The 20893-nt window shown below is 73.8% G+C and carries 22 protein-coding genes; 7 read left to right on the top strand and 15 right to left on the bottom strand.

Translation table 11 applies throughout. The annotated features are described in order from the left end of the window. Together ACIBTV_RS19225 and pgsA are read right to left on the bottom strand one after the other, a co-directional pair. Positions 1 to 912, bottom strand: coding sequence for a phosphatidylinositol mannoside acyltransferase (locus ACIBTV_RS19225; RefSeq protein WP_396706599.1), 912 nt, complete (start codon positions 910 to 912; stop codon positions 1 to 3). Beyond that, a complete protein-coding gene (gene pgsA / locus ACIBTV_RS19220; RefSeq protein ID WP_396706597.1) occupies positions 909 to 1538 on the bottom strand; it encodes a phosphatidylinositol phosphate synthase in 630 nt (209 codons plus the stop codon). Before pgsA ends, ACIBTV_RS19225 begins: the two co-directional genes overlap by 4 nt. A 251-nt stretch (positions 1539 to 1789) precedes the next feature. Here pgsA and ACIBTV_RS19215 point away from each other — a divergent pair, with 251 nt between their 5' ends. Further along, positions 1790 to 3946 (top strand): elongation factor G-like protein EF-G2, encoded by a 2157-nt coding sequence (locus tag ACIBTV_RS19215; protein WP_396706595.1) that lies wholly within the window; start codon positions 1790 to 1792, stop codon positions 3944 to 3946. A gap of 145 nt (positions 3947 to 4091) precedes the next feature. On the opposite strand, the gene ACIBTV_RS19210 is transcribed toward ACIBTV_RS19215, so the two are convergent. Continuing rightward, entirely contained in the window at positions 4092 to 5150 is a 1059-nt protein-coding gene (locus tag ACIBTV_RS19210) for an aldo/keto reductase (protein ID WP_396706593.1), read from the bottom strand. A 134-nt stretch (positions 5151 to 5284) separates the two neighbouring features. On the opposite strand from ACIBTV_RS19210, the gene ACIBTV_RS19205 reads away from it, so the two are divergent. Next, complete coding sequence (locus tag ACIBTV_RS19205) at positions 5285 to 5782, top strand: hypothetical protein (protein WP_396706591.1); 498 nt, start codon at positions 5285 to 5287, stop codon at positions 5780 to 5782. 99 nt (positions 5783 to 5881) lie between these two features. Here the strand turns inward: ACIBTV_RS19205 and ACIBTV_RS19200 are convergent, their stop codons facing one another. Together ACIBTV_RS19200 and thrS are read right to left on the bottom strand one after the other, a co-directional pair. Then, complete coding sequence (locus tag ACIBTV_RS19200; protein ID WP_396706882.1) at positions 5882 to 6394, bottom strand: HIT family protein; 513 nt, start codon at positions 6392 to 6394, stop codon at positions 5882 to 5884. Positions 6395 to 6599: 205 nt separating this feature from the next. Continuing rightward, complete coding sequence (gene thrS / locus ACIBTV_RS19195; RefSeq protein WP_396706589.1) at positions 6600 to 8615, bottom strand: threonine--tRNA ligase; 2016 nt, start codon at positions 8613 to 8615, stop codon at positions 6600 to 6602. A 296-nt stretch (positions 8616 to 8911) separates the two neighbouring features. On the opposite strand from thrS, the gene ACIBTV_RS19190 reads away from it, so the two are divergent. Beyond that, complete coding sequence (locus ACIBTV_RS19190; protein WP_396706588.1) at positions 8912 to 9778, top strand: DUF1775 domain-containing protein; 867 nt, start codon at positions 8912 to 8914, stop codon at positions 9776 to 9778. Positions 9779 to 9832: 54 nt separating this feature from the next. On the opposite strand, the gene ACIBTV_RS19185 is transcribed toward ACIBTV_RS19190, so the two are convergent. Beyond that, positions 9833 to 10750, bottom strand: coding sequence for an ADP-ribosylglycohydrolase family protein (locus ACIBTV_RS19185; protein WP_396706586.1), 918 nt, complete (start codon positions 10748 to 10750; stop codon positions 9833 to 9835). A 73-nt stretch (positions 10751 to 10823) separates the two neighbouring features. Here ACIBTV_RS19185 and ACIBTV_RS19180 point away from each other — a divergent pair, with 73 nt between their 5' ends. Continuing rightward, positions 10824 to 11513 carry a response regulator transcription factor gene (locus ACIBTV_RS19180; RefSeq protein WP_091589747.1) on the top strand — a complete coding sequence of 230 codons (690 nt, stop codon included), beginning with the start codon at positions 10824 to 10826 and terminating at the stop codon, positions 11511 to 11513. A gap of 29 nt (positions 11514 to 11542) precedes the next feature. Continuing rightward, positions 11543 to 12943, top strand: coding sequence for an ATP-binding protein (locus ACIBTV_RS19175; RefSeq protein WP_396706880.1), 1401 nt, complete (start codon positions 11543 to 11545; stop codon positions 12941 to 12943). Positions 12944 to 13146: 203 nt separating this feature from the next. Here ACIBTV_RS19175 and ACIBTV_RS19170 read toward each other — a convergent pair whose 3' ends face one another. Beyond that, complete coding sequence (locus ACIBTV_RS19170) at positions 13147 to 14166, bottom strand: adenosine deaminase (RefSeq protein ID WP_396706584.1); 1020 nt, start codon at positions 14164 to 14166, stop codon at positions 13147 to 13149. Beyond that, entirely contained in the window at positions 14163 to 14957 is a 795-nt protein-coding gene (locus ACIBTV_RS19165; RefSeq protein WP_396706583.1) for a trans-aconitate 2-methyltransferase, read from the bottom strand. Before ACIBTV_RS19165 ends, ACIBTV_RS19170 begins: the two co-directional genes overlap by 4 nt. Positions 14958 to 15041: 84 nt before the next feature. Here ACIBTV_RS19165 and ACIBTV_RS19160 point away from each other — a divergent pair, with 84 nt between their 5' ends. Beyond that, entirely contained in the window at positions 15042 to 16025 is a 984-nt protein-coding gene (locus ACIBTV_RS19160) for an aldo/keto reductase (RefSeq protein ID WP_396706581.1), read from the top strand. 223 nt (positions 16026 to 16248) lie between these two features. Continuing rightward, positions 16249 to 16443: a hypothetical protein gene (locus ACIBTV_RS19155; protein ID WP_396706579.1), complete on the top strand. Its 195-nt coding sequence runs from the start codon at positions 16249 to 16251 to the stop codon at positions 16441 to 16443. A gap of 137 nt (positions 16444 to 16580) precedes the next feature. Here ACIBTV_RS19155 and ACIBTV_RS19150 read toward each other — a convergent pair whose 3' ends face one another. The 7 genes from ACIBTV_RS19150 to ACIBTV_RS19120 all read right to left on the bottom strand — a co-directional run bounded on the left by ACIBTV_RS19150 (position 16581) and on the right by ACIBTV_RS19120 (position 20877). Next, positions 16581 to 16784, bottom strand: coding sequence for a cold-shock protein (locus tag ACIBTV_RS19150; RefSeq protein WP_007075740.1), 204 nt, complete (start codon positions 16782 to 16784; stop codon positions 16581 to 16583). Positions 16785 to 17077: 293 nt separating this feature from the next. Next, a complete protein-coding gene (locus ACIBTV_RS19145) occupies positions 17078 to 17338 on the bottom strand; it encodes a DUF4235 domain-containing protein (protein ID WP_396706878.1) in 261 nt (86 codons plus the stop codon). Between the two features lie 8 nt (positions 17339 to 17346). Then, the gene (locus ACIBTV_RS19140; RefSeq protein ID WP_091589753.1) at positions 17347 to 17688 is read right to left on the bottom strand and encodes a DUF3618 domain-containing protein; all 342 of its coding nucleotides are present in this window, start codon (positions 17686 to 17688) and stop codon (positions 17347 to 17349) included. After that, positions 17685 to 18119, bottom strand: coding sequence for a phage holin family protein (locus ACIBTV_RS19135; protein WP_396706576.1), 435 nt, complete (start codon positions 18117 to 18119; stop codon positions 17685 to 17687). Before ACIBTV_RS19135 ends, ACIBTV_RS19140 begins: the two co-directional genes overlap by 4 nt. A gap of 234 nt (positions 18120 to 18353) precedes the next feature. After that, positions 18354 to 19550 (bottom strand): mechanosensitive ion channel family protein, encoded by a 1197-nt coding sequence (locus tag ACIBTV_RS19130; protein WP_396706574.1) that lies wholly within the window; start codon positions 19548 to 19550, stop codon positions 18354 to 18356. Positions 19551 to 19632: 82 nt separating this feature from the next. After that, positions 19633 to 20454: a DUF1206 domain-containing protein gene (locus tag ACIBTV_RS19125; RefSeq protein ID WP_396706572.1), complete on the bottom strand. Its 822-nt coding sequence runs from the start codon at positions 20452 to 20454 to the stop codon at positions 19633 to 19635. Between the two features lie 60 nt (positions 20455 to 20514). Then, positions 20515 to 20877 (bottom strand): hypothetical protein, encoded by a 363-nt coding sequence (locus ACIBTV_RS19120; RefSeq protein WP_396706570.1) that lies wholly within the window; start codon positions 20875 to 20877, stop codon positions 20515 to 20517. Positions 20878 to 20893 lie beyond the last annotated feature (16 nt).

Raw genomic sequence — 20893 nt, 5'->3', positions numbered from 1 at the left:
TCAGCGCCCTCTGTCCGCGACCGCGGCGCTCCGCTGGTCCAGCCACAACCGCTGGAGCATGTGCCAGTCCGCCGGGTGGCGGGCGATGCCCGTCGCGAGGTGGTCGGCGATGCGCTGGGTCAGCGTCCGCACCCGCTCGTCGAGCGGACCCTCGTCGGGGCCGGGCACCGGCAGCGGCCCCTCGAGGGCGGCGCACGGCGCGTCCGGCTCGTACCACATGTGGGCCACGTAGAGCGGCGCTCCGGTGCGCAGAGCCAGCAGCGCCGGCCCGGCCGGCATCCGGGTCCGGGCGCCGAAGAAGTCCACCTCGATGCCCCGCGCGGAGAGGTCCCGGTCGGCCAGCAGCGGCACCACCGCGCCGGCGCGGAGCCGGTCGACCAGCACGTCGAAGGCGGGCCGCGCGCCGCCGTGGGTGGGCAGGATCTCCATGCCGAGGCTCTCGCGGAAGGCGACGAACCGGTTGAAGAGACCCTCGGGCTTGAGCCGCTCGGCGACCGTGGTGATCGGCCAGCCGTTGGCGGCCACCCAGGCGCCGGCGGCGTCCCAGTTACCGCCGTGCGGCAGGGCGACCACGGCGCCCCGACCGGCCGCCACGTCGGCGGCGAGCTTCTCCTCGCCGTCCAGCCGGAACCCGGCGAGGATCTGGTCGCGGCGCAGCGTCGGCAGCCGGAAGGCCTCCAGCCAGTAGCGCGCGTAGGAGCGCAGCCCCTGCCGGACCAGCGCGTCGAGCTCGGTCTCGGGGACGTCGGGCCCGACCACCCGGCGCAGGTTCGCCGCCAGTCGGGTCGCGCCGCCGCCGCGCCGCCGGTGGGCCCGGTCGGCGCCGGCCCGGAAGGCCGCCGCCACGACCGGCCCGGGCAGCGCCCGGGCCACCCGCCACCCGGCCACGTAGCCGAGCTCGGTCAGGTTCATCGGGGTACGCCGTCCGGTTGGCTCTGCGCCTGCCGGTACACGTGCGTCATCCGCTGCCCCACCGTGAAGATCGACACGGCGGCGAGCAGCCACAGCGCGATCTCCAGCGCCGGGTCGACGCCGACGCCGGTGAGCAGGCCGCCCACCCCGACGATCAGCAGCCGCTCGGTGCGCTCGGCGACGCCCACGTTGGCCGTCATGCCGAGCCCCTCGGCGCGGGCCTTCACGTAGGAGACCAGGCCGCCCGCGGCGAGGCAGAGCAGCGCGGCGGCCATCCCGCGATGGTTGCCCTGGGTGGCCAGCCAGTACGCGACCGCACCGAAGACGGCGCTGTCGGCGACCCGGTCCATGCTCGAGTCGAGGAACGCGCCGAACCGGGTGGAGCCGCCGCTCATCCGGGCCATCGTGCCGTCGAGCAGGTCGGTCAGCGCGAAGATCGTGACGATCACCGCGCCGGCGACGAGCTGGCCCCGGGCACCGAAACCGAGCGCGCCGACCAGCACGCCGATGGTTCCGGTCACGGTGACCGCGTTGGGGGTGACGCCCGCTCGAAGCAGGCCGCGTGCGAGCGGCTCGACGACACGGGTCATCCCCGCGCGGGCCGACACTTGGAAGATCTTCGCCATGGCGGTCCCACGATAACGGTCCGCCCTGGTACGGCGATACGGCCGGTCAGCGGACGCCGCGCGCGGGAGGCTTGTGTCGGTCCCGGAAGGGGTGTGAGATCGGGTCAGGAAGGTGACCCAGGTCACCCCTCCGACCGTCCCGTTACCCGCTGTGCAGCAGACCACCGGAGGATATCGCCGCGCACTCGCCCCGGGCCGCTTCCCCGTCGCGCGGCGGTCGCCACCACCACCGGCTGAGGGAGGTGCGCCCGATGGCGCAGAAGAGTCAGGAGAAGGGGGTCGCCGGCGGGATGCCGGTCGTGACCGACCCCGCCAGGGTCCGCAACGTGGTGCTCGTCGGGCACTCCGGGGCGGGCAAGACGACCCTGGTCGAGGCGCTGCTCACGGCCAGCGGCACGATCGGCCGCGCCGGCACCGTCACCGACGGCAGCACCGTCTGCGACCACGACCCCGCCGCCGTACGCCAGCAGCGGTCGGTGAGCCTGGCCTGCGCGCCCCTGCTGCACGACGGGGTGAAGGTGAACCTCCTGGACACCCCCGGCTACGCCGACTTCGTCGGTGAGCTGCGCGCCGGTCTGCGGGCCGCCGACGCGGCGCTCTTCGTCGTCTCCGCGGTCGACGGCATGGACGCGGCCACCGCCGCCCTCTGGGAGGAGTGCGCCGCCGTCGACATGCCGCGGGCGGTCGCCGTCACCCGGCTGGACCACCCGCGCGCCGACTTCGACGAGTCCGTGGCGCTCTGCCAGCGGGTCTTCGGCGACAACGTGCTCCCCCTCTACCTGCCGATGCTCGGCGACGACGGCGTCTCCACGGTCGGCCTGCTCGGGTTGATCACCCGCCGGGTCTTCGACTACACCGCCGGGCTGCCCGCCGACGTCCGCGAACCGGACCCGGAGCACCTGCCCGCGATCGCGGAGTCCCGCAACGAGCTGATCGAGGGGATCATCGCGGAGAGCGAGGACGAGTCGCTCATGGACCGCTACCTCGGCGGCGAGGAGATCGGCACCGACCTGCTCATCGACGACCTGGAGAAGGCGGTCGCCCGCGGCCACTTCTACCCGGTGGTGCCCGTCTGCGCGGAGACCGGCGTCGGGCTGGACGCGTTGCTGGAGGTGCTGACCGCCGCGTTCCCGTCCCCGCTGGAGCACGAGCTGCCCGCGGTCGCCGGGGTGGACGGCTCGCCCCGTCCGCCGCTGACCTGCGACCCGGACGGCCCGCTGGTGGCCGAGGTGGTCAAGACCACCATCGACCGGCATGTCGGGCGCGTCTCCCTGGTCCGGGTCTTCTCCGGCACGCTGCGCCCCGAGCAGACCGTGCACGTCTCCGGGCACGGCCTGGCCGAGCGCGGGCACCCGGACCACGACGCCGACGAGCGGGTCGGGCACGTCTACACGCCGTTGGGGGCCGCGCTGCGTGAGGTGACGGCCTGCGTCGCGGGCGACATCTGCGCCATCACCAAGTCGGGCAGCGCCGAGACCGGCGACACGATCAGCGCCAAGGACGACCCCCTGCTCATCGCCCCCTGGGAGATGCCCGAGCCGCTGCTGCCGGTGGCCATCGTGGCGAAGAGCCGGTCGGACGAGGACGCCCTGGCCCGCAACCTGGGGCGGCTGGTGGCCGGCGACCCCACCCTGCGGCTGGAGCGCAACCCGGAGACCCACCAGCTGGTGCTCTGGTGCATGGGCGAGGCGCACGCCGACGTGGTGCTGGACCGGCTGCGCGCCGGTGGCGTGGAGCTGGAGACCGAGCCGGTGCGGGTCGCGCTGCGGGAGACGTTCACCGTCCCGGCGCGCGGGCACGGCCGGCACGTCAAGCAGTCCGGCGGCCACGGCCAGTACGCCGTCTGCGACATCGAGGTGGAGCCGCTGCCCCGCGGCGCCGGCTTCGAGTTCGTCGACCGGGTGGTCGGCGGCGCCGTGCCGCACAACTACATCCCCTCGGTGGAGAAGGGCGTCCGGGCCCAGATGGAGCGCGGCCTGGTCGCCGGATACCCGGTGGTGGACCTGCGCGTGACGCTCGTGGACGGCAAGGCGCACAGCGTCGACTCGTCCGACGCCGCCTTTCAGACGGCGGGGGCGCTGGCCCTGCGGGACGCGGCCGAGAAGGGGCAGCCGACGCTGCTGGAGCCGATCGACGAGGTCACCATCCGGGTGCCGGACGCCTCGGTCGGCGCGGTGATGGGCGACCTCTCCGGGCGGCGCGGGCGCGTGCTCGGCACCGAACCGGACCCGGACGGCGAGGGGCGCACCCTGGTCCACGCCGAGGTGCCCGCCACCGAGCTGCTGCGCTACGCGGTCGAGCTGCGCTCGATGACCGCCGGCACCGGCACCTTCCGCCGCCACCTCGTCCGCCACGACCCGATGCCCACCCACCTGGCCGACCAGATCCGCAAAGAATCCACCCCCTAACCCGCCCCGCTCCACCCCGCCCCACCCCCGTCGATCATGCAGTTGTGGTGCCTGCGATATACGCCTCTGCACCTTTTGCGAGGCACCACATGTGCATGATCGCCGCAGCGGCGGGGGGAGGGGGCGGCGGCGGGGGCGGGGTGGTTTACGGGTGGGTGGCCGGGAGGGTGGGGGCGGGCCAGTGGGGGTGGTCGGCGCCGCGCAGGGCCGCGGTGCGCAGGGCGGCGAGTTGGCGCTCCACCTCGGCGAAGTGGTCGGGGGTGAGCGGGCCGCGCTCCACCGCGGCGGCGTTCTCCTCCACCTGCGCCACCGTCCGGCACCCGGGGATCGGCACCGTACGCCCGCTGCGGGCCCAGATCCAGCCCAGCGCGCCCTGCGCCAGGGTCCGCCCGTCGGCGGTCAACGCCGTCCGGACGGCCGCCACGCGACGGAGCCACTCCGGGGCGGGCCGGCCGCCACGGAACCACTCCAGCCACCCGGGCGCGAGTCCGCGTACGTCGTCGCGGGGCAGGGTGGACGTGGCCGTGTACTTGCCGGTGAGCAGGCCCATCCCGAGCGGCCCCCGGTTGACGCTGGCCAGGTCGTGCTTGTCGCAGACCGCGAGCAGGTCAGGGGCGTCCCGGAGCACGGAGAGGGTGTGCTGGACGGCGGTCGCCCCGGCGCCGTGCTGCCCGAACGCGGCGGCGCGGTCGGGGCGGTCGGTGCTCCAGCCGTACGCCCGGATCAGCCCCTCGGCGACGAGGTCGTCCAGGGTGCCGATCAACGCCTCGCCGCGCGGCACGGACAGGTCGGCGAGGTGCAGCTGGTACAGGTCGATCCGGTCGGTGCCCAGTCGGCGCAGCGAGTCGGTGACCGCCCGGCGCAGGTGCTCCGGTGAGGCGTCCTCGCCGGTGGCCTGCCGGGTCGCCTCGTCGAAGGTGTAGCCCCACTTGGTGGCGATCACGGCGTCGTCCCGGCGGCCGGCGAGGGCCCGGCCGAGGATCCGCTCGCTGTGGCCGGCCCCGTACGTGTCGGCGGTGTCGAAGAGCGTGACGCCCAGGTCGAGGGCGCGGCGCACCGCGCGGATCGACTCCTCGTCGTCCACCGCTCCCCACCCGAGCGGCTGGGTCCCTTCCCACCAGGGCCCACCGATCGCCCAGCACCCCATGCCGAGGGCGCTGACCTCGATGCCGCTGCGCCCCAGAACGCGCGTCGTGACTCCCACCGGTGAATGGTGCCACCTGAAACCCGCCCGTCAACACCACGTCACCAAACCCTGCCGGTGATCACGAGGTTCGCGTCACCGGCGACGCGAGATCCCGACGCTCTTGATCAGCCACGTCGACCGGCGAGACTGGCATGATCGTCGTCATGCGACTGCTCGGGGTGGACATCGGTGGTGTCATCATCCAGCCGGCCGACGATGACGAGGACACCTCGTTCTTCGGGCGGAACTACCTGCGTACGCCCGCCATGCCCGGGGTGTTCGAGGCGCTGGGCACGCTCGGCGACGGGTCCTTCGACGAGGTGCACCTGGTCAGCAAGTGCGGCGAGGCCACCGAGCAGCGGACCCGGGAGTGGTTGGCGCACCACGACTTCCACGCCCGCACCGGGATCCCGACGTCCCGGCTGCACTTCTGCCGCACCCGGCCGGCGAAGGCGCCGATCGCCCGGGAGCTCGGGCTGACGCACTTCGTGGACGACCGGCTGGAGGTGCTGAGCTACCTCGACTCGGTGCCGCACCGCTACCTGTTCCGCCCCCGGCCCGAGGAGGTGGCCGCGTACGGCGCGCACCTGCCCGGCGTACACCGGGTGGAGAGCTGGCCGGAGCTGGTCACCGCGCTGCGCGGCAGCTGACGGCCCGGCGCGGACGCCGCGGTCGGCGGACCCACCGCCGTCACGGGCGCCGGACGCCGACAGCCCGGGCCGCACCGGCCCGACGGGGTCGGATCGGCGTCAGGACGGCCAGGCGGCCGTGAAGAGGTCGCGGGTGTCGGCGAGCAGCTGCGGCAGGACCTTCGTGCGGCCGATCACCGGCATGAAGTTGGCGTCGCCGCCCCAGCGCGGCACCACGTGCTGGTGCAGGTGCGCGGCGATGCCGGCGCCCGCCACGCCGCCCTGGTTCATCCCCAGGTTGAAGCCGTGGGCGTTGCTCACCTTGCGGATCACGCGCATAGCGGTCTGGGTGAACGCGGCCAGCTCCGCCGTCTCCGGCCCGTCCAGGTCGGTGTAGTCGGCGACGTGTCGGTAGGGGCAGACCAGCAGGTGCCCCGGGTTGTACGGGTAGAGGTTCAGCACCGCGAAGACGACCCGCCCGCGCGCCACGACCAGGCTCTCCTCGGGGGGCGCCTCGGGGGCACGGCAGAACGGGCAGCCCGTCGGCTTCTCGTAGCCCTCGGCCGGGCGGTCCTCGCCCGAGATGTAGGTCATCCGGTGGGGCGTCCAGAGCCGTTCGAGGCCGTCCGCCATCCCGCCGCTGTCCGTGTGCCGCTCCGCCCCTGTCACAGGGGCGATCCTACGGCGGCCGCCGGACCGGTGCCGCAAGCCGTCCACGGCCCCGCCCCGCCGTGCCCCGCCCCGCCGCCGACGGCTGACCGTGCTCGAACGCGGTTGTAGTGGCCTCCCGAGCGCCGGGAGGCCACTACATCACCGAACGAGCGCGATCACCGCACGATCACGCGGCGGCCTCCGCGGCCGACGGGCCGACGTTGCTGCGCGAGGTGACCACGTCCAGGACGTGCGCGACCGCCTCGGCGATCGGCACGCCGTTGCGCTGCGAGCCGTCCCGGTAACGGAAGGACACCGTGCCGGCGGCCACGTCGTCGTCGCCGGCGATGACCATGAACGGGATCTTCTGCTGCTGGGCCGTACGGATCTTCTTCTGCATCCGGTCGTCGCCCGCGTCGACCTGCGCCCGGATGCCCTCGGCGCGCAGCGCGGCGACGAAGCCGTGCAGGTAGTCGGTGTGGTCCTCGCGGATCGGGATGCCGACCACCTGCACCGGGGCCAGCCAGGCCGGGAACGCGCCCGCGTAGTGCTCGGTCAGCACCCCGAAGAACCGCTCGATCGAGCCGAAGAGCGCCCGGTGGATCATGACCGGCCGCTGCCGGCTGCCGTCGGCGGCCTGGTACTCCAGCCCGAAGCGCTCCGGCTGGTTGAAGTCGACCTGGATGGTCGACATCTGCCAGGTCCGGCCGATCGCGTCCTTGGCCTGCACCGAGATCTTCGGCCCGTAGAAGGCCGCGCCGCCCGGGTCGGGCACCAGGTCCAGGCCGGACTGCTCGGCCGCCGTCCGCAGGGCCTCGGTCGCCTCCGCCCAGTCCTCGTCGCTGCCGATGAACTTCGGCGAGTCGTCCCGGGTGGACAGCTCCAGGTAGAAGTCGTCCAGGCCGTAGTCGCGCAGCAGGTCGAGCACGAACGTGAGCAGGGTGGTCAGCTCGCCGGCCATCTGCTCACGGGTGCAGTAGATGTGCGAGTCGTCCTGGGTCAGGCCGCGTACCCGGGTGAGGCCGTGCACGACGCCGGACTTCTCGTACCGGTAGACCGTGCCGAACTCGAACAGCCGCAGCGGCAGCTCCCGGTAGGACCGCCCGCGCGCCCTGAAGATCAGGTTGTGCATCGGGCAGTTCATGGCCTTGAGGTAGTAGTCCGCGCCCTCCAACTGCATGGGCGGGAACATCGTGTCCGCGTAGTACGGCAGGTGGCCGGAGGTCTCGAACAGCTGCGCCTTGGTGATGTGCGGGCTGTTCACGAACTCGTAGCCGGCGTCCTCGTGTCGCCGCCGCGAGTAGTTCTCCATCTCCCGGCGGATGATGCCGCCCTTGGGGTGGAAGACCGCCAGGCCCGAGCCGATCTCGTCGGGGAAGCTGAACAGGTCGAGGTCCGCGCCGAGCTTGCGGTGGTCGCGCCGGGCGGCCTCCTCCAACAGCTTCAGGTACGCCTTCAGCTCGTCCCGCGTCGGCCACGCGGTGCCGTAGACCCGCTGGAGCTGCGGGTTCTTCTCCGACCCCCGCCAGTAGGCGGCGGCCGAGCGCATCAGCTTGAACGCCCCGATCAGTCGGGTGTTCGGCAGGTGGGGGCCCCGGCACAGGTCCGACCAGCAGACCTTGTCCTCGTTCGCGGCGAGGTTGTCGTAGATGGTCAGCTCACCGCCGCCGACCTCCATCACCTGCGAGGAGTCGAGGCCCTCGCCCTTGACGTCGATGAGCTCCAGCTTGAACGGCTCGCCGGCCAGCTCGGCGCGCGCCTCGTCGAGGCTGCCGAACCGGCGCCGCCGGAAGCGCTGGCCCGACTTGATGATCTCCTGCATCCGCTTCTCGAGCTTGGCCAGGTCGTCGGGCTGGAACGGCTTGTCGACGGCGAAGTCGTAGTAGAAGCCGTTCTCGATCGGCGGGCCGATGCCGAGCTTCGCCTCGGGGAAGACGTCCTGCACGGCCTGGGCGAGCACGTGGGCGGTGGAGTGGCGCAGCACGTTGAGGCCGTCCGGCGAGCTGAGGCTCACCGGCTCGACCTCGGTGTCGCTCGCCGGCTGCCAGTCCAGGTCGTGCAGCTGGCCGTCGGGGTCGCGGACCACGACGATCGCGTTCGGGCCGTTGGCGGGCAGCCCGGCCGCGGCCACCGCGTCGGCCGCCGTCGTCCCGGCGGCGACGACGACGGGGTCGGCCACGGCGGGGGTACGGGGTGCGGACACGGTGACTCCTCGCAGCAGACGGTACGGAAGGGGCCGCTCGGGCCCCCGCCGATGCTATCGGTCGCCCCGGTCCCCCCCACCGCCGACGCCACACCCCGCCCCTCCCGGTCCCCCTCCCCCGTCCCCTCCCCGTCGATCATGAAGTTGTCGCCGTCCCGCCCGGCGTGTCGCGGCGACAACTTCATGATCGCGGCGAGATCGGGGGCGGGGGATTGAACCTTTTGGCGATGGGGGCCGAACTACCCGGTGTGGCCGGAGACCGGTACCGGCCACGGGGACACGGATGGGGACGCGACATGGCGATGACGTACGGCGGACGCCGCCGGCTCCGCGCCGGGGTGGTCACCGCCCTGGCCACGGCCACGGTGCTGGGGTGGCCCGGGGCGGCCCACGCGGCCCAGGTGAGCACCGTCCCGGGGCAGGCGCGGCAGGGCGAGTCGGTCCGGCTGGAGTTCGTGGTGCCGGAGGAGCGGGCCGGCACGCAGACCCGGCAGATCGAGGTCCGGCTGCCGGCGGAGAGCCCGATCGCCGAGGTGTACCCCATGTCGGTGCCCGGCTGGGCGCCCCGGATCAGCTCCCGCACCCTCGACAAGCCCGTCGCCGGCATCCACTCCAGCACGGTGACCACGGTCACCGAGTCGGTGACGTGGATCCGGGTCGACGGCGCACCGGCGGGCCCGGCCCGGCTCGCGCTCTCCATGGGGCCGCTGCCCCGCACCGACCGACTCGCGTTCCCGGTCGTCCAGACGTACGCCGACGGCACCGTCGTGCGGTGGGCCGAGGCCACCGGCGCGCACCGGGCACCCGTTCTCACCCTCCTGCCGGCCGCCCCCGGCGCGCCCGACGCCGCGGCCGGGCACGGCGGCCACGGCACGGTGATCGGCGGGGCCACGGACGCGGGCGCAGCGGACGCGGGCGTAGGAGGTGACAACGGCTCTGACCCGGGCGCGGACGGGGGCGCTCCGGCCGCGACCGGCGACCCGGCCGGCGGGGTGAACGCCGACGCGCTGCTCGCCGCCGGTCTGCTCGCCGGCCTCGGCGGCGGAGCCGCGATCGGATGGCTGGCCAGCCGCTGGCGCCGACGCTCCGCCGTCGCCGAGGCCGACGACGCTACGGCGGCCGAGGACCGGAACGAGGCCGCTCCGGCCGGGATCCGCGCCTGATCGACGATTCCGGAGAGCGCCGCTCGACGGCTACCGGAGGGCGGCGCGCGACGGTCAGGTGAGCCAGGACGGGAGGGGTTCGCGGGCGGCGAGCCACTGCGCCGGTACGCCGCCCGGGGTGCCGACGCCCGCGTACGCGGCGACGATCCCGCCCACGATCGCCGCCGTGGTGTCGACGTCACCGCCCGCCTCGACGCACGCGCGGATCGCGGCCGGGTAGTCGTCGAGGCGGCTCGCGGCCACCCACAGCGTGAAGCCCACGGTGTCCTGCGCGGTCACCCGGGAGCCGTTGCCGAGCGCCGCCACCGCCTGCGGCAGGGGCCGACCGAGCAGGTCGGCGGCGAGGCGTACCCGGCGGTGCACCTCGGTGGCCGGGTCCACGGCGGCGGCCACCCCGGCGAGCAGCCGGTCGGCGGCGGGCCGGTGACCGTCGAGCCGGCCCCGGGCGGCGAACGCGGCGGCCACCGCCACGGCGACCGCGCCGGCGATCCCCTCCGGGTGCGCGTGGGTCACCTCGGCGGAGGCACGGGCCTCGGCCGCGGCCCGGCTGGTGGAGTCGGCGAAGTACGCGCCGAGCGGCGCGACCCGCATGGCGGCGCCGTTGCCGAGGGACCCCTGACCGTCGAACGCCGACGCGGCGGCCACCGGCCAGGGCGTCCCGGCTCGGACCAGCTCCAGCAACTCCACCGCGCCCGCGCCGTAGCGCCGGCCCGGGTCGTAACGGGCGGCGAAGGCGCCGGCCAGCGCGTCCCGGTCGATGCGCCCGGCCTCGGCGAGCACGGCCACCACCGAGCAGGCCATCTCGGTGTCGTCGCTCCACTCCCACGGCCCAGGCGGCGGGTCCTCCCGCCACGGCGTCACCCGCCCACCGGGCACGAAGAACCGCCCGCCGAGGGCGTCGCCGACGGACAGGCCGGCGAGGCTGTCCCGGGCGAGCGTCAGGCGGGTGTCGGCGAAGAGTGTGAAGGACATCGTCGTCCCAGCTTGCCCGGTTCGCGGGTGCGCCGCAACGCGATCAACTTGCCACGCCAAGTACCGTCTTGGGGTGGCCACCGTCCTCCTGGTCGAAGACGACCACGTCGTACGCGGCGCGATGCTGCGATCCCTCGCCGATCGGGGGCATGCGGTGCACGCCGTCGGCACGGCGCTGGACGCGCTGCGCCGGGTCGCCGCCGAGACCCCCGACCTGGTGGTGCTCGACCTCGGGCTGCCCGACCTCGACGGTTCGGACGCGCTGCGGATGCTGCGCGGCATCACCGACGTGCCGATCATCATCGCCACCGCCCGCGACGACGAGCAGTCGGTGGTACGCCTGCTGCGCGCCGGCGCCGACGACTACATGGTCAAGCCGTTCACCGGCGCCCACCTCGACGCCCGGATCACCACCGTGCTGCGCCGGGCCGGTCGGGCCAGCCGTACGGTCCAGCCGGCGGTGCACGTCGTCGGCGGCCTGCGGGTCGACGTCGGTGAGCGCAGCGCCCAACTCGACGGGGAGGCCCTGGCGCTGACCCGCAAGGAATTCGACCTGCTGGCGTATCTCGCCGCACGTCCCGGGCGGGTAGTGTCCCGCCGGGAGCTCTTGGAGGAGGTATGGCGGCAGCCATCGGTCGGCGAGGACCAGACAATCGACGTTCATCTGTACTGGCTGCGCCGCAAAATGGGCGAGTCCGCGGCGAAGCCGCGCTACCTGCGCACCGTGCGGGGGGTCGGTTTTCGGCTGGTGGCGCCGGACTGAGGACGTCGCTGGCCCTGCTCACGGCCGGCCTGTGCGCCCTGGCGGCGCTCGCCTTCGTCATCCCGCTCGGCCTCAACCTCGGTGAGCGCGCCCGCGAGGAGGCGATCGCCGACGCGGCGCGACGCAGCGCCCTGGTCACCGGGGCCCTGGCGGTCAGCACCGACCCGGCGGTGATCGAGCGGGCGGTGGCCGCCAGCGGCGACGACGCCGCCGCCCGACCGGTGGTGCACGGCCTCGACGGGGACGCCGGAACGGGCCGCGCCGCCCCGGGCGACCTGGACCGGGCCCGGGCCGACCGCCGGTCGCTGGTGGTCGACGTGGCCGGCGGGGTGGTCCGACTCGACCCGGTGGTGCTCGGTGACCGGGTCGCGGTGGTCGAGGTCTTCGTGCCGGATTCCGCCCTGGGCGACGGGGCCGGTACCCGCTGGCTGACGCTCCTCGGCGTCGCCGCGCTCCTGGTGGGCGCGGCGGTCGTGCTGGTCGATCGGGTCGCCGCCCGGACGGTGGACGCGACGCGCGGACTGGTCGACGCCGCGCTCGCGGTGGGCGACGGTGACCTGGGTGCACGCGTGGAGCCGAGCGGGCCGCGGGAGCTGGCCGAGGCCGGTCACGCGTTCAACCGGATGGCGGAGAGCCTGGTGGCGGCCCGTACGGACGAGCGGGAGCTGGTCGCAGACCTGTCGCACCGGCTGCGTACCCCGCTGACCGTGCTCCGGCTGGACGCCGAGGCGCTGGAGTCCGACGACACCAGCGTCGGCACGTTCAGCCAGGCGGAGCTGGACCGACTGCGCGGGATCCGGCGGATGCGGCAGGCCATCGTGACGCTGGAGGGCGAAGTCGACGTCCTCATCAAGACGACCCGCAAGGCGGTCACCCACGACGCCGGCCCGGCGATGTGCGACGTGAGCGAGGTGGTCCGGGACCGGATGGTGTTCTGGGCGGCGCTCGCCGGTGACCAGAACCGGCCGCACCGGGTGATCGGCGCGCAGCTGCGTACGCCCGCTCCGGTGCCGCGCGCGGAGCTGGCGGCGGCGCTGGACGCGGTGATCGGCAACGTGTTCCGCTACACGCCGCAGGGCACCGCGTTCGAGGTGGCGGTCTCCCGCCGGGACGGGTATGTGGCGATCCGGATCGACGACGCCGGGCCGGGCATCGCCAACCCGGACCGGGCGCTGCGCCGGGGCGCCAGCGACCAGGGCTCCACCGGGCTGGGCCTGGACATCGCCAAGCGGGTGGCGTTGCAGGCCAACGGGTCGGTCAGCATCGACCGGGCGCGGTTGGGTGGGGCGAGCGTGGTGATGCTCCTCGCCGACCCGGAGGCGACGCCCCGGCAGGTCAACCGGTTCGGGCTGGTCGGCCGGATGGCCCGGGAGGCCCGCGAGCAGAAGACCGCCCGCCGCTGGCCCCGCCAACGCCCCACCGATCCCTGACCCCACCGGTGGTTGTGGTGGGACGCAAGTCTTCCTTAGATCCGGGTTAACGATCGCGTCGGCGGGCTCGGTGGCTGCGAGGATTTCTCTCAGGAACCCATCAGTTCCACCGGTTCAGCGCCCCGCGCACCCACCACCGGTGGAGCCGTGCGCGCGGCGGGAGGACGGTCCCCCCACACCATCTCCCGCCGCGCGCCCACCCCTCACACGCCTGCCACGTACGCGTCGATCTCCGCGATGATCCGCTGCTTGCCGGCCGGGTCGAGGAACGAGGCGGTCACCGCGTCGCGGGCGAGCGCGGCGACGCCGTCCGGCCCGCGGCGCAGCAGTCGGGCCGCGACCGCGTACTCGTCGTCGAGGGTGGTGCCGAACATCGGCGGGTCGTCGGAGTTGATGGTCACCAGCACCCCGGCGTCGACCAGCCGGGGCAGCGGGTGCTCGTCGAGGTTGGCGACCGCCCGGGTACGCACGTTGGAGGTCGGGCAGACCTCCAACGCGATCCGGTGCTCGGCGAGGTGGGCCAGCAGCTCCGGATCGTCGGCGGCGGAGATGCCGTGCCCGATCCGTTCCGCGCCGAGGTCGCGCAGCGCGTCCCAGACCGTCTGCGGGCCGGTGGTCTCCCCCGCGTGCGGCACCGAACGCAGCCCGGCCGCCCGGGCCTGGTCGAAGTACGGCTTGAACTGCGGTCGGGGTACGCCGATCTCCGGGCCGCCCAGGCCGAAGCTGATCAGGCCGTCCGGGCGCTCCTCCAGGGCGATCCGCAGGGTTTCCTCGGCGGCGGGCAGGCCGGCCTCACCGGGGATGTCGAAGCACCAGCGCAGCTCGATGCCGAAGTCGGCCTCGGCCCGCTTGCGGGCGTCCTCTATCGCCTCGCAGAACGCGGGGGCGGGGATGCCCCGGTGGACGTGCGAGTAGGGCGTGACGGTCAGCTCGGCGTAGCGGACCTGCTGGCGGGCCAGCTCCCGGGCCACCTCGTGGGTGAGCAGCCAGACGTCGTCCTGGTCGCGGACGAGGTCGACGACGCTGAGGTAGACCTCGATGAAGTGCGCGAAGTCGCGGAACGCGAAGTAGTCGACCAGCGCGGCCGGGTCCGCCGGCACCGGGCTGCGCCCCTCGTGGCGGGCGGCCAGTTCGGCGACGATCCGGGGCGAGGCGGAGCCCACGTGGTGCACGTGCAGCTCCACCTTGGGCAGTCCGGCGATGAAGGTGGACAGGTCGGTCACAGGTTCTCCTCGGCACGGCCGCCGGTACGGGCGACGACGAAGACGCGGCGGAACGGGAAATACACCTGACCGCCCCGGGCCGGGTACGCCTCGTCGAGGCGTACCTCCAGCTCGGCGCGGAAGTCGGCCCACCGCGCGGCGTCCAGTGCCGCGCGGACCGGGCGCAGCGCCGTGCCCTCCATCCAGGTGAGCACGGGGTGCGCGGCGTCGGCCGGGGCCGAGAGCAGGTGCACGTAGGTAGTCTCCCAGGCGTCGACGGCGCAACCGGCACCGGCCAGCAGCGCGGCGTAGCCGACCGCGTCGTCGACCGGCGCCTCGCGCAGCAGCGGGAGCAGCTCCCCGCGCCAGGCGGGTCGGCCGGCGACCTCGCGCAGCGCCCGGTGCGAGGGGGCGTCGAAGTTGCCCGGCACCTGCACCGCCAGCCAGGCGCCGACGGGCAGCTCGTGGGCCCAGCGGCGCAGCAGGTCGCGGTGGCCGGGGACCCACTGGAGCACCGCGTTCGTGACCAGCACGTCGACGTCGGGGGTCGGCCGCCAGTCGCGGACGTCACCGACGTCGTACTCGACCGGGGCCCCCAGGGTGGACGCGCGCGCGATCATCTCCGGCGAGGAGTCCAGCCCGCGCACCCGGCTCCCCGGCCAGCGGTCGGCCAGGGTCGCGGTGAGCCGGCCGGGGCCGCAGCCGAGGTCGACGACCGTCCGGGGCCGGTGGGCGGCGATCCGGGCGACCAGGTCGTGGAACGGCCGGGACCGCTCGTCGTCGTAGCGCAGGTACGTCGCCGGATCCCACATGGCCGCCTCCCAAACCGTACGTCCGTCTTGTTTTACGGTACGGGCCGCCGCCCGCCCGGGCAAGCCGCTCACTAGGCTCAGGGCATGGAGCAGCGCACCTTCCCCCGCCTCGGGCGGACCGTCGGCGTCGTGGGTCTGGGCGCCTGGCAGCTCGGCGCCGACTGGGGCACCGTCAGCGAGGACGACGCGATGGCGATCCTGGCCGCCGCCGTCGACTCCGGAGTCACCTTCCTGGACACCGCCGACGTCTACGGCGACGGCCGCAGCGAGCAGCTCATCGGGCGGTTCCTGCGGTCCCGGCCCGCCGACGGGCTGACCGTGGCCACCAAGATGGGCCGTCGCGTCCCGCAGCGGCCGGAGGCGTACACGCTGGCGCACTTCCGGGAGTGGACGGACCGCTCGCGCAAGAACCTCGGCACCGACACGCTGGACCTGGTGCAGCTGCACTGCCCGCCGACCGCCGTCTTCGCCGACGACGCGGTCTTCGACGCCCTCGACACGCTGGTCGCCGAGGAGGCGATCGCCGGCTACGGGGTGAGCGTCGAGACCTGCGACCAGGCGCTCACCGCGATCGCCCGGCCGGGTGTGGCGAGCGTCCAGATCATCCTCAACGCGCTGCGCCACAAGCCCGTCGAGCGGGTGCTGCCCGCCGCGGCCGCGGCCGGGGTGGGCATCATCGCCCGCGTGCCGCTGGCCAGCGGGCTGCTCTCCGGTCGCTACGACGAGCGGACCACCTTCCCGGCCGACGACCACCGCACCTACAACCGGCACGGCGAGGCGTTCGACGTCGGTGAGACGTTCTCCGGGGTGGACTACGCGCTCGGGCTCGCCGCGGTGCGCCGGTTGGCGCCGCTGGTCGGCGACGACCGCACGATGGCGCAGTTCGCGCTGCGGTGGGTGCTCGACCAGCCGGGCGTCACCGTGGTCATCCCCGGCGCCCGCGACGCCGGGCAGGCGCGGCGCAACGTCGAGGCGGCGGAGCAGCCGCCGCTCACCGCCGACCAACTGGCCGGCGTCGAAGCGGTCTACGACGAGCTGATCCGCCCGCAGGTGCACGACCGGTGGTGACGGGCCCCCGGCGGATCGCCGCCGGGCCCACACCGCATCGGGTCCACGCCGTGGCGACCCCGCGGTGGGTCCGCCCGGCGGCCACCCCGCCGCCGGCACGTACGGCGGGCACGCCGGGTCGCGTGCTCGCCCCGGCCGGTGCGGCCCGCCATGCTGGACATCTCGCGTCGGCCGGCTCGGCCCGCCACGCTGGAGCCTCGGGGCGCGCGGAAGGGGGGACGCGGTGAGGGGTTGGTTCCCGCTCACGCTCGGTCTGCTGGCGTTGGTGATCGGTGCCGTCTGGACGGTGCAGGGCCTGGGCTTCGTCGACGGCAGCGTGATGAGCGACGAGCGCATCTGGGTGGTGGTCGGGCCGGTCGTGGCGCTGGCCGGACTCGTGGTGCTCTGGCTGGGCCTGCGCGCCCGTCGTCGCCCCTGACCGACGCGCGCCGCAGGCGCACCGCAACCGGGGCCGGACAAGCGGAAAGCCCCGCGTCCCGGGGTGGGACACGGGGCTCCACTGTCGATCCGAAGGCCGGATCAGCCCACTGGCCGGCGGGGGCCGGCCGTCACTGCTCAGATGGGGCGGACCTGCTCAGCCTGCGGGCCCTTCTGACCCTGAGCGATCTCGAACTCCACCCGCTGGTTCTCCTCCAGCGTGCGGTAGCCGCTGGTCTGGATGGCCGAGAAGTGGACGAACACGTCAGCACCCCCGCCGTCGACGGTGATGAAGCCGAAGCCCTTGTCAGCGTTGAACCACTTCACGGTTCCCTGCGCCATGTGTATCTCCTTCTAAAACTGGCGGCCGAGCACGCCGTGCGGCCGGTTGGCCGTTTTCGAGCAGCGGCGCCTGAGGCGGCCCCCGGTGAAGGAGACTTCTCTCAACCCACGCCATCTCTTCAACAGCGTGGAACAGCAAACCACGTACGCAAAAACTCTGCACAGCCTACCCGACGAAATTCTCCGACATGTGACCTGACGGATGCCATAGATCCGCTGGGTGGGCTTGCGGAGCCGTGCGAAAGGCCCCCTTCCCATCGAACTGTGAAGGGGGCCCGCACCGGTTTGTCCGATCAGTCCGGCCAGCGGCCGGTCAGCTTGCGGACGCCGACCGCGCCGCCCCGGTCGACCGCGGCGCGTACGACCGAGAAAATGGCCCCCTGCAACGCGGCGGCGGCCAGGACCTCGCCCCAGCGACGGTCCTCGTCGGTGGCGCTGGGCGCCTCACCGTCGCCCGCCGTGAGCTTCCAGACCTGCCGGAAGATGCTGCCGGCGAGCATGCCGGCGGCGAGCCCCAGCAACACGCCGACGGGCTTGTACGCCGCCCGGTTGATGGCCTTGCTCACCTGCGCCTCCCTCGGACGACCAGCAACACGATCATCGTGGCGACCGCACCGGCGGCGACGGCCGCCCACGGTACGGGGCTGCGCCGAAGCATGTCCCGCTGCTGGGACACGTCCGCCCGGGCCAACCCGGCCACCTCCGCCGCCTGCCCGCGCACCCGGGCCAGCCGCTGCGCGGCCTGCGCCCGCATCCGCTGCCGCGCCTGCTCGGCGGACTCCTTCAGGCGCGCCTTGACGTCCGCCTTGGCGGCCAGCGCCTCCATCGTCTCGCCCAGCTCCACCCGGGTCCGCCGGATCTCCTCGCGGAGCGCCTCGGTGTCGCCCCGCCCGTTGCCGGTCATGACCGTCTCCCGTCCTTCACCGCGGCGGTGACGGTGTCCACGTCAGCCCGCAGGCTGCGGACCGTCGCCGCCGGAACCGGAGGGACCGCACGGCTGACCTGCTGCTTGCCGATCAGGGCCAGGATGCCGGCGAGCAGGAAGAGGCCGACCGCGACGACCAGCGCGGCGGCCCAGCCCGGTAGCACCAGGTCCAGCGCGAGCCCCACCGTGATGACCAGGGCGCCCAGGCCGTAGAACGCCAGCGCCCCGCCGCTGCCGAAGAGGCCGATCCCGATGCCGGCGTGCTTGCCCTTCTGGGCCAACTCCGCCTTGGCCAGCGCCAGTTCGTCCCGCACCAGCCGGGAGACCTGCTCGGTGGCCCGCTGCACGAGTTCGGCGGTGGAGGGCTCGCTCCCGTTGCGGGATGTGCGGGCGTTCGCCACGTCAGCCATGCTGTCCTCCTTTCCTCATTCCCGCGCTGTATGCCCGGAGTCGCCGCTCGTCAATCCTGTGCGTGGCCTGCCGGATCCATGGAGAGACGTCCGGCAGCAGGTCCCCCGCAACCGGCTCGTCAAACCTCCCGGAACGGGCGAACGTGTCGCGGAGCGGGGCCACGGCCCCCGCCACGACACCCGCGCCCCCGCCACGACAAACGCCGACATCCGCCGCGAGGACACGTGACGGGGTCAGCGGCGGGCCTCGGCGGGCTCGTCCGGGCCGACGAAGGCCTCGCTGCGGGCGTCCCCGTCGTCGCTGCCGCCGAAGAGCCGGGCGTCGTCGGGCACGTCGCCGTCGGTCAGCCGGGGGGTCGCCCGCCGGGGCTGCACCCACTGCCAGGGCAGGCGGCTGTCGGCGTCGCCCAGCTCGGTGCGGACCCGGGGCATGGCCACCGGACGCTGGTCGCGTACCCAGGCGACGAGGTGTTCGCGGACGAGGCAGCGCAGGTCCCACAGGCTGCCCGCGTCGGCGGCGCTGACCAGCGCGCGGATCCGTACGGTGCCACCGGTCGCGTCGGTCACCTGCAGCACGCAGACCCGACCGTCCCACAGGTCGCTGCTCTCCACCAGCCGTCGCAGCTCCTCCCGCATGGCCTGCACCGGCACGGACCAGTCGACGTCGAACTCGGCGGTGCCGAGCACCGCCGCCTCCGTGCGGGTCCAGTTCTGGAAGGGCTTGCTGGTGAAGTACGACGTCGGCAGGATCAGCCGCCGGTCGTCCCAGATCTGCACCACCACGTAGCTGAGGGTCAGCTCCTCGATGCGACCCCACTCCCCCTCGACGACCACCACGTCGTCGAGCCGCACCGCGTCGCTGAAGGCCAGTTGCAGGCCGGCGAACACGTTGCCGAGGAGGCTCTGCGCGGCCAGGGCGGCCACCACGCCGACCACACCGGCGCTGGTCAGCACACCGGCGCCGACGCCGCGTACGGCGGGGAACGTCATCAGCATGACGCCGAGGGTCAGGATCACGATCACGGCGATGGTCAACCGACGCAGCATCACCACCTGCGTACGCACCCGGCGGGCGTGCCGGTTGTCGGGCACGTCGACCCGGAACCGGGCCAGCGCGGTGTCCTCGACGACCACCAGCAGCGCGGCCACCAGCCACGCGACGCTGGCGATGACGGCGAGCACCAGCAGGTGCAGCAGGAGCTGCCGCCAGTGGGTGCCGACCCCGTAGCCGGTGCTGAACCGGACCGCGAACTGGATCGCCACCACGGTGGCCGCCACCCGGAACGGGCGGTGGGCGTGGTCGGTGAGCTCGGTCATCAGCCGCGAGCGGCCGCCGAGTCGTCGGGTCACCCGGTGGACCACGGCGACGACGAACAAGGCGACCGCCGCCGCGACCAGCGCGACGACGGTCGTCTCCAGGTAGTACCGCACGGACTTGCTCCCTCCGGGCCGGGCACGACGGGGTCTCGGGCAAGGGCCCCATGCTGCCCGGTGTATCCGGTATCGACCAGCTTCAGACCTTGCGGTACCGCGACTGGAGGAAGCAGAACGCGCCGAAGGCGGCGATGCCGAGGGCGACCAGGGTGAGCAGCAGGCCGCCGTAGGACTGCTCGCGCAGCGTCCGCAGCGCGGCGTCGAGTCCGCGGGCCTTCTCCGGGTCGTAGGTCACCGCGGCCACGATGACCAGCACGCCCGCGATGGCGTACGCGACGCCCTTGGCGACGTAGCCGGCGATGCCGAGCCGGCGGGCGAGCCGACGCGTACGTGGGCTCATCTCGGTGGTCTTCAGGTGCTTCTCGAAGCGCTTGATCAGCCCGTAGACGACCAGCCCGACGCCGATCGCGGCGAGCACCAGGCCGGCCAGGCCGACCAGCCACCGACCACCGGAGGAGTGCATCGCCTGACCGGTGAGCGCCTCCTGCTGGTCCGCCGAGTTGGACTTGGCGTCGGAGAAGACCTTGTAGGCGGTCCAGGCGAAGTAGAGGTAGACGACGGTGCGTCCGGCCGACGCGACGCGTTCCCACGTCCGTTCCCGGCCCCGCTCGGCGCGGTGACCGGCGGCTGCCTCCAACGCCTGCCAGATCGCCATGGCGACCAGGCCGACGGCCGTCGCGATGACGAGGAACTTGCCCAACGGCTGGGCGGCGAGGGTGCGCAGCGCGCCGGACTGGTCACCGTCGTCGGCGGATTTCCCGAACGCGATCTGCAACGCGAGCCAGGCGAACAGGAGGTGCACGATCCCGTAGCCGATGAAGCCGGCCCGGGCGAGAAGTTCCAGCCACCGGCTGTCGGCCGTACGGGCGGCGGTGGCTTCGGCGTTCCGGGTGAGTGACATGGTGCCACCTATCTCCGATTGCGGAGATTCCCAAACGTCCGGCCACCGCCGCCGACCGGGTCAGCCGCCCTGCGCGATGCGGATCTTGATCTCCTTGTCGGTGACGCTGTCGAGGGTGACGGCGAGGCCACCCACCTCGGCGGCCTGCTGGCCCGCGAGCAGCGTGACCTGCTCGCCGGCCACCTCGACGGTCACCTGGTCGCCCTGGACGCCGACGAGCTTCGCGTCTACCCCCAGGATGCTGGCGCTCGCGTCCACGCCGCGCTGGAAGGTGACCGTGCAGGAGCCGGCGATGCTGCAGTCGGTGTCGGCGCCCTCGGAGCTGCAACCGGCCAGCACGGCGACGCCGAGCGCCAGGCCGGCCAACAGGCCGGCGGCGCGGCGGGTGGGGGTCAGCGGGAAGTTACCGGGTCGGTGAGTCACCCAGACAAGGGTACGA

Source organism: Micromonospora sp. NPDC049366, assembly GCF_044466625.1.
Classification (GTDB): domain Bacteria; phylum Actinomycetota; class Actinomycetes; order Mycobacteriales; family Micromonosporaceae; genus Micromonospora.
This window is presented reverse-complemented; position numbering and strand designations above follow the sequence as displayed.

Excerpts from the sequence above, each read along its gene's own strand:
- ACIBTV_RS19225 (WP_396706599.1), bottom strand. The coding sequence starts at position 912 with ATGAACCTGACCGAGCTCGGCTACGTGGCCGGGTGGCGGGTGGCCCGG.
- pgsA (WP_396706597.1), bottom strand. The coding sequence starts at position 1,538 with ATGGCGAAGATCTTCCAAGTGTCGGCCCGCGCGGGGATGACCCGTGTC.
- ACIBTV_RS19215 (WP_396706595.1), top strand. The coding sequence starts at position 1,790 with ATGGCGCAGAAGAGTCAGGAGAAGGGGGTCGCCGGCGGGATGCCGGTC.
- ACIBTV_RS19205 (WP_396706591.1), top strand. The coding sequence starts at position 5,285 with ATGATCGTCGTCATGCGACTGCTCGGGGTGGACATCGGTGGTGTCATC.
- ACIBTV_RS19200 (WP_396706882.1), bottom strand. The coding sequence starts at position 6,394 with ATGGCGGACGGCCTCGAACGGCTCTGGACGCCCCACCGGATGACCTAC.
- ACIBTV_RS19190 (WP_396706588.1), top strand. The coding sequence starts at position 8,912 with ATGGCGATGACGTACGGCGGACGCCGCCGGCTCCGCGCCGGGGTGGTC.
- ACIBTV_RS19185 (WP_396706586.1), bottom strand. The coding sequence starts at position 10,750 with ATGTCCTTCACACTCTTCGCCGACACCCGCCTGACGCTCGCCCGGGAC.
- ACIBTV_RS19165 (WP_396706583.1), bottom strand. The coding sequence starts at position 14,957 with ATGTGGGATCCGGCGACGTACCTGCGCTACGACGACGAGCGGTCCCGG.
- ACIBTV_RS19160 (WP_396706581.1), top strand. The coding sequence starts at position 15,042 with ATGGAGCAGCGCACCTTCCCCCGCCTCGGGCGGACCGTCGGCGTCGTG.
- ACIBTV_RS19150 (WP_007075740.1), bottom strand. The coding sequence starts at position 16,784 with ATGGCGCAGGGAACCGTGAAGTGGTTCAACGCTGACAAGGGCTTCGGC.
- ACIBTV_RS19140 (WP_091589753.1), bottom strand. The coding sequence starts at position 17,688 with ATGACCGGCAACGGGCGGGGCGACACCGAGGCGCTCCGCGAGGAGATC.
- ACIBTV_RS19135 (WP_396706576.1), bottom strand. The coding sequence starts at position 18,119 with ATGGCTGACGTGGCGAACGCCCGCACATCCCGCAACGGGAGCGAGCCC.
- ACIBTV_RS19125 (WP_396706572.1), bottom strand. The coding sequence starts at position 20,454 with ATGTCACTCACCCGGAACGCCGAAGCCACCGCCGCCCGTACGGCCGAC.